Source organism: Oleiphilus sp. HI0061 (assembly GCF_001635675.1).
Genome location: NZ_LWFE01001056.1, coordinates 1 through 6,603, shown reverse-complemented (window position 1 = coordinate 6,603; position 6,603 = coordinate 1). Strand labels below are relative to the sequence as shown.

Genomic DNA, 6,603 nt, shown 5'->3' with positions numbered 1-6,603 from the left:
GAGTAGAAGGTATCGAACTTGGCTTAACGGGGAATATCACTGACAAAATCAGTATGTCTGCAGGTATTGCTGTGATGGATGCCGAAGTATTGGAATCCATTAACGAAGAGGATGAAGGAAAAACCCTAGCAAACTTTGCAGATACCTCTGCTTCGCTACATGTGAAATATCAGGCTACGCCACAATGGGCGATAGGTGGTACAGCCACTTATGAAGACGAGCGTTTTGTCGGCCAACCTGATACCGCAGCGAATGAAGAAAGAGGTATTCCAGGTTACACAGTCTTTGATGCCTTCGCGACTTACAAGCATAGCCAGGACCTAAGCCTGCGTCTTAATGTCGGCAACATCTTCGATACCGATTATTACTTGGCCGCTTACCGATCCGGCGCCTTTAATTACATCGGCGACCGTCGCAACGCACGCGTGACGCTTGACTTTAGTCTATAGCCTCTTGCACTAAAAAGTGGGTGGAACTGCCACCCACTTTTCCCCTTTTTATCATCAAGAGAATATATAGCGATGCAGGAAACAACGATACTCGCCCCCTTGGATCATATTCCCGCGGAGGTCTGTTGCGCTCAGGACTACGAGAGCTTGGCTGAACGCTTTATTGCCAAAGACCGATTCAACTATATTGCCAACGGTAGTGGGAAAGACCTAAGTCTTCGCCGCAATCGCAGCGCCTTCGAACAACTTGCATTGCAGCCTCGTCTGCTGCAAGACATGAGTACTAGTAAGACAGATATCAAATTTGCTGAAGCAGACTTGAGCGTGCCTTTTATGCTCGCACCAGTCGCCTATCAAAAACTCGTACACCCGGATGGCGAGCTAGCCACTGCGCATGCCGCCGATGCCATGGGTATTGGCTTAATCTCTAGCACCTTAGCCAGCGTTAAACTAGAGGAAACCGCCCCAAGTGAGCCAGGCGCAATTCGCTGGTTTCAACTCTATGCACAAGACAGTGAAGAGGCAACGCTACACTTGCTTCAACGAGCATTACTAAGCGGTTATCAGGCCATTATGCTAACACTGGACACACCACTACAAGCACCCAGCCACCAAACACTACGATCCGGCTTTCAAATGCCGAAAGCATTACACCCAGTCAACCTAAGTGACTACCCAAATAACGGCGTTCAAAGCGCTGGAGCAGCCGGCATTTTCCAGCAGCATGTTCAAAAGGCTGTTTCACTCGAGCTGCTTAAGAAAATCATTGCGATCAGCCATGTCCCGGTATGGGCAAAAGGCATTATGAGCACTGAAGATGCTACTTACCTAAAAGATCTAGGCATCGCAGGGATCGTCGTGTCAAACCATGGCGGCAGAGCCCTGGATGGCGTACCCGCAAGCTTGACGGTACTACCCGACATTCGCCAAGCCTTGGGCGATGAATACCCGATTCTTTTTGACAGTGGCATTCGTAGTGGTGCCGATATATTCAAAGCCATTGCCCTAGGCGCTGATGCCGTTCTGATTGGACGTTTGCAAGTCTATGCCTTAAGCATTGCCGGTGCCTTAGGTGTCGCTCACCTGATCAAGCTACTCAAAGAGGAGCTTGAATACACCATGGCGATGACGGGCTGTCGTACAATCCAAGAAATTCGTCATGCAAACCTTAGAAAGCTGGGGACTCCTTTATGCTAATCGTCATACCCAAAGTGTTATCAAGCGAAGAAGTGAAGCAATTCCGAAGTGCCCTGGATAAATCCTCGTGGCGTGATGGCAGCCAAACCGCCGGTGGCATCGCTATTCACGTCAAACACAATCGTCAACTCGATGACCTGGGCGACACCGCTCAACAACTGGGCCGTGAAATTCTGCGCAAGATATCTCAACATCCTGTTTTTATCTCTGCGGCACTGCCTGACAAAATCTTCCCGCCAAAATTTAATTGCTACGGAGAAGGCGAAACCTACGGCAATCATATCGATGGTTCCCTGATGCAAATACCGGGCACCGCTCAAACAATGCGCACCGATGTTTCATCCACTTTATTTCTGAATTCGCCAGAAGAATATGAAGGTGGCGAGCTCCAAATTCATACTCAGTACGGCATACAAAGTGTCAAATTAGAAGCGGGGGATATGGTGCTCTACCCTTCCACCAGTTTGCATCAGGTTAGCCCCGTCACAAGAGGGCAACGCCTAGCATCGTTCTTCTGGACGCAAAGCATGGTGCGTGAAGATAGCCAAAGACAAACGCTTTATGAACTCGACCAAAGCATTCAAAACCTAAGCGCGGAACTTGGCTCTGACCATAATCAAGTCACGACCTTAAGCGGCCTTTATCACAACCTAATTCGTCGCTGGGCATCCCCATCATAAGCAAGCCTTATTCAATACCATCGCACCCGAACGGACATAAACATGAGACTTTTTCGACCACTTAAACTGCTGGTGATAAGTATTAGCCTTCCTTTCTGCTTCACCCCCGCTCAAGCCGAAGAGCTTATGGTGTACTCATCGCGTAATGCGAGTTATCTAACACCGATGTTCAATCGCTACGCTTCTGAAACAGGTGTTTCGGTCAGCTACACCATTAACAGCAGTGAAGCACTCATCCGAAAGCTCGAAGCTGAAGGAGAGGAAAGCCCGGCGGATATCTTCCTAACGACAGGCGCACTCAATCTGTCACTGGCCTCTCAAAAAGGCGTGCTTGCCAGTATCTCTTCTCGTATCCTGAAAAAAACACTGCCTGAACACCTTCGTTCAAAAGATGATGACTGGTTTGCAATAGCGAAACGCGCCCAGGCGATTGCTTATCACCCTGAAAAGCTTAGCGAATCTGAACTGCAGACTTATGCCAACACCTACGCCGCTCTCGCCGATAGTAAATGGAAAGGCAAGCTGTGTTTACGCTCATCAAGAACTGAGTATTCCCAATCACTGCTAGCAGACCTAAGCCACCGTTATGGCGAAGCAAAAATGCAGACGGTAATGAAAGGCTGGATAAGCAATCTCGCCCATTCACCTGTATCTGACGACTTGGAATTATTCACTGCACTGGAAACAGGAGTTTGTGAGCTAACAATTGCCTACTCCTATTACTTGCCTCGTCACCTTTTGACTCACCCGAATTCAAAAATAAAACTCTTCTGGCCTGAACAGAAAGACGGCGGTGTGCATATCGATATCACCGGCGCAGGCGTCGTAGCCGATTCCGACAATAAAGAACTCGCGCAAGATTTTTTAGAATGGATGCTATCTAAACAAGCACAATCCCAATACTCACGACTCAGCATGGAATACCCGGCTCACCGAAGAGTCTACCTGGACCGAGCTGTCGCCAAGCATGGAAAATTTAAAGAGAACAAAACCCATGTTGAAGAGTTTTCGCCTTATCAAAGCACTGCGAATGCTATCGCGAGGAAAGCTAGGTATAAGTAAGCAATGTCTGGCTAGGGGTATGAAGTTTTCAATCGTAGCCTGTTTTTAACAGACATGGTCGGCTTGGTCGTTAAAGTGCCACAGGCACACCTAATAGGCCATTATCAATATGGCCTCATTGTCCTGATTTAAGGCTGTCGCAGATTTTTGACTTTGAGCACGCAGCTTTATTAAATTACCGATAACGGGTTAGCCAATATCTCCTTGAGCCTATTCGGCGTATCCATTCTTACACCAAGTATACTTATGACACCTACCCCACCACTTTTAAGCTCCTTCAGGTAAATCACCTCATTCTCATAACGAGTAAAATGAATACTTTCAGTTGTGATGTCTGAGATCATATCAAGAGGAAAAACTCGGGGTCTTAAACCATTGTGTTTACCGGTGTTTGAAATTTCATCTATAGCGTCAAAAAGCCCATCAATATACTTGTCAGCTTGGTTTTCTCCAAATCGTTGAAAACCATAATCCCAAATACTATCTAGCTGAGCCATGGCTAAAGGGGAGTATTTAGCTTCAATCGTCATTTTTTAGGCCATTTCTTTTCAAAGCTCTATTTTTAAATTCATCTCGTTTTATTGGTTTAAATTCGCTTTCTTCAAATCTCAAGCCTTCATTTAAAGAAGACCTAACACGTTCCCACTTAGCCGAATCTTTCCGCTCCATATCTCTACGAATAAGATCTCGTAAATACTCACTGGGAGTCTCATATTCTCCGTTTAAGCCGGTACATTCTTCTAAGTGGCTGCGTAAGCTGCCAGAAACTCGTAACGTAACATTTGGGTTGGCCATATAATCATCCTCAAGTTGCACATATATATATTAATAGATAGTGCAACCTTTGACTAGAAATACATTGAAGAAGAACCCTGGCAGTGGAAGTAACGATTGTTTAGTGGCTTTGCTTATTACACTACTTTATGAAAACCAAGCACGTAACAAACCATAAACAAGAACCAATAGAATGATCCGAATAATTGACAGTTTGAAGGAACGCAGTAAAACAAAAATACTTGCGACAACGGCCATATCTATAGGCTCTTTTACAGAAGTAATAAATACAGGGCTATAGAGCGTTGCTGCTAATAAACCCACCACGCTTGCATTAACACCCACAATGGCACCCGACACTCTTGGATGCTCGGCCAAAACTTTCCAGTGTTGGTTAAACGCTAAGACAAGTAAGAACCCCGGCAAGAAAATCCCCAATGTAGCAATAAATGCGCCTATTAGCGGGCTCTCGTAACTCATCGCCCCTAAGTACGTTGCGAAAGTGAACAAGGGCCCTGGCAACGCTTGGGCGACCGCATAACCGGTGATAAAGCTTTCATGTCCTATGGATTGGGCGAAATAATCTTGTAGTAAAGGCAGCACCACATGGCCACCACCAAAGACTAAACTACCAGCGAGGAAGGTTTCAGAAAACAAGGCAAAGCCATCTAGAGCGCCGGATAGGCACACAACGAAGAGCACAATAAAAAATAATGTACTGAATGAAAATGACAAACCGATACGGCCAGCTTTCTCTACAGACTTGCTACGTAAAGAAAATAAACCAAACATTGCGGCAGCCGAAATACAGAGTATTTGTACAAACGGAATGGGGAAAAGCCATATGATGAGGCATGTAACGAATGCCAGTAGTTGCGTTGTTTTAGTTTGGCAAAAGGACTTCCCCATCGATAATACTGCGTCAGCCACTACCGCAACTGCAAGTAACTTAAATGCGTGAATAAGAGAATCTAGAATAGCGTTGGAACCAAAGCTCGTTAAACCCACGGCTACTAGCAGCATGATTAGGAAAGAAGGCAGGGTAAACCCTACAAAAGCCAAGACTCCTCCAAGTAAGCCCATACGATGAAGGCCTATAGCGAATCCTACCTGACTAGATCCGGGGCCAGGTAGAAACTGGCTTAAAGCGATTAGCTGGCTATATGAAGATTCGGAAATCCACTTTTTGTTTTCAACGAAGGTTTTACGAAAGTAGCCTAAGTGAGCGGCTGGCCCACCAAAACTAGTGCAACCTAAGATAAAGAACTGGGTAAACAACGATATCGCGTTTTTCATAAGAGCTAAGAAGAATAAGATAAAGTGGAAAAATGATATTTAGGGCCATGATATTTAGACTAAGAGTAAAAACGCCTGCTTTTACTCTTAGCCCAATTGTCGCTCGACATAATACAGCCCTTGTTTATATAAAGGCTTTAGATTTTCTTCTGACACCCAGTTGTACTTTGCGCAATATATTTCCTTAAACTTTTCGATATTGTTATGCGCTTTAAAGTTGGTCGCCAAAACAAAAGCTGTGTCATGGGCGTATTTAAGCGCTGATAAAAACAGTTGATTATATTCGTCCAGTTCCGTGGCCGAGAGAGTTGGGTATTTTTTAGCGAAGCGTTCCTGTGTTGATACCTGCCAGTTCTTACCAAAAGCCATGGCTAACTGAAGACCTTCATTCAGCATGTCGTTTTTTTTGTTGGGACGCTTTCTAGAAAAAAGTGATGATAACAAAAGGACTCTCCGGCAGGGCTTAATTGCGAACAGTCATAAATACTATCTTAATAAGATCCTTATCTATAGGGCTAATCACCAAAACTCTCTACAGTGTAACGTTCAAGTTCTATTGATTCATTCCAATAGTCCAACGTCAATCCAGCTTTGGCTTTAAGGTGATTTAAAAAATCAGACTTATCTGGCAGCTGCTCCCAGACAGAGGGTAGAAAAGTTGCTCTTCGATTACCTAACGTCAATATCAGGCCATCTATACCGACACGTAGTTGAGATAGTAAGTCTTGCTCTGAATTCACCTGCATCGGCTCTGGGGTGCTTAGTACAGAAATATGATATTGGAGTTTCTCGTATTCGCTCTGTGACATAGGCGAAAAGCGGGAGTCATTAAATGCTGCACGGTAAGCATTCTCTGCAATATCGAGCACTAGAGGCCGATAAGCCTGAAGAGAACCTATACAGCCGCGTAATTCTCCGCTAATTTTCAATGTAACAAAGCTGGCAAACTCTTTTACTAGCTCAGCATCATAGTCACCCATTTGAACGGACAAAGGCCTACCGTGATCTAAACCATGCCTGATAGATGCTTGTGCTATAGCGATCAGTTGCTGCTGATGCTGTTCATTCAAGGCCTTTCTCCTTTTATAAATACGCTAGCTTAGGAAAAACTCCAAGCACCGTAGCCAACCACTCTATCTTTATCT

General features: G+C 45.1%; 9 protein-coding genes. 4 read left to right on the top strand and 5 right to left on the bottom strand.

Annotated elements, in window-relative coordinates:
* From A3735_RS14365 to A3735_RS14350, 4 genes are all read left to right on the top strand, one after another.
* A partial coding sequence (locus A3735_RS14365; RefSeq protein ID WP_156499669.1) for a TonB-dependent receptor domain-containing protein occupies nt 1-449 on the top strand: 449 nt, incomplete at its 5' end.
* A 72-nt stretch (nt 450-521) separates the two neighbouring features.
* Entirely contained in the window at nt 522-1,646 is a 1,125-nt protein-coding gene (locus tag A3735_RS14360; protein ID WP_068510882.1) for an alpha-hydroxy acid oxidase, read from the top strand.
* Complete coding sequence (locus A3735_RS14355; RefSeq protein ID WP_068513317.1) at nt 1,640-2,326, top strand: Fe2+-dependent dioxygenase; 687 nt, start codon at nt 1,640-1,642, stop codon at nt 2,324-2,326. The genes A3735_RS14360 and A3735_RS14355 overlap by 7 nt, the downstream gene beginning before the upstream one ends.
* A gap of 42 nt (nt 2,327-2,368) precedes the next feature.
* Nucleotides 2,369-3,388 (top strand): extracellular solute-binding protein, encoded by a 1,020-nt coding sequence (locus A3735_RS14350; protein ID WP_068513320.1) that lies wholly within the window; start codon nt 2,369-2,371, stop codon nt 3,386-3,388.
* A gap of 170 nt (nt 3,389-3,558) precedes the next feature.
* On the opposite strand, the gene A3735_RS14345 is transcribed toward A3735_RS14350, so the two are convergent.
* The 5 genes from A3735_RS14345 to amrA all read right to left on the bottom strand — a co-directional run bounded on the left by A3735_RS14345 (nt 3,559) and on the right by amrA (nt 6,528).
* Nucleotides 3,559-3,918 carry a type II toxin-antitoxin system RelE/ParE family toxin gene (locus tag A3735_RS14345; protein ID WP_068513323.1) on the bottom strand — a complete coding sequence of 120 codons (360 nt, stop codon included), beginning with the start codon at nt 3,916-3,918 and terminating at the stop codon, nt 3,559-3,561.
* The gene (locus A3735_RS14340; RefSeq protein WP_068513326.1) at nt 3,908-4,183 is read right to left on the bottom strand and encodes a hypothetical protein; all 276 of its coding nucleotides are present in this window, start codon (nt 4,181-4,183) and stop codon (nt 3,908-3,910) included. Before A3735_RS14340 ends, A3735_RS14345 begins: the two co-directional genes overlap by 11 nt.
* A gap of 126 nt (nt 4,184-4,309) precedes the next feature.
* Nucleotides 4,310-5,458, bottom strand: coding sequence for a chromate efflux transporter (gene chrA, locus A3735_RS14335; protein ID WP_068513329.1), 1,149 nt, complete (start codon nt 5,456-5,458; stop codon nt 4,310-4,312).
* An 87-nt stretch (nt 5,459-5,545) separates the two neighbouring features.
* Nucleotides 5,546-5,902: a hypothetical protein gene (locus A3735_RS14330; protein WP_156494819.1), complete on the bottom strand. Its 357-nt coding sequence runs from the start codon at nt 5,900-5,902 to the stop codon at nt 5,546-5,548.
* A 71-nt stretch (nt 5,903-5,973) separates the two neighbouring features.
* Entirely contained in the window at nt 5,974-6,528 is a 555-nt protein-coding gene (gene amrA / locus A3735_RS14325; protein WP_082880337.1) for an AmmeMemoRadiSam system protein A, read from the bottom strand.
* Nucleotides 6,529-6,603 lie beyond the last annotated feature (75 nt).

Coding starts and splice junctions, on each gene's coding strand:
- A3735_RS14360 (WP_068510882.1), top strand. CDS start 522: ATGCAGGAAACAACGATACTCGCCCCCTTGGATCATATTCCCGCGGAG.
- A3735_RS14355 (WP_068513317.1), top strand. CDS start 1,640: ATGCTAATCGTCATACCCAAAGTGTTATCAAGCGAAGAAGTGAAGCAA.
- A3735_RS14350 (WP_068513320.1), top strand. CDS start 2,369: ATGAGACTTTTTCGACCACTTAAACTGCTGGTGATAAGTATTAGCCTT.
- A3735_RS14345 (WP_068513323.1), bottom strand. CDS start 3,918: ATGACGATTGAAGCTAAATACTCCCCTTTAGCCATGGCTCAGCTAGAT.
- A3735_RS14340 (WP_068513326.1), bottom strand. CDS start 4,183: ATGGCCAACCCAAATGTTACGTTACGAGTTTCTGGCAGCTTACGCAGC.
- chrA (WP_068513329.1), bottom strand. CDS start 5,458: ATGAAAAACGCGATATCGTTGTTTACCCAGTTCTTTATCTTAGGTTGC.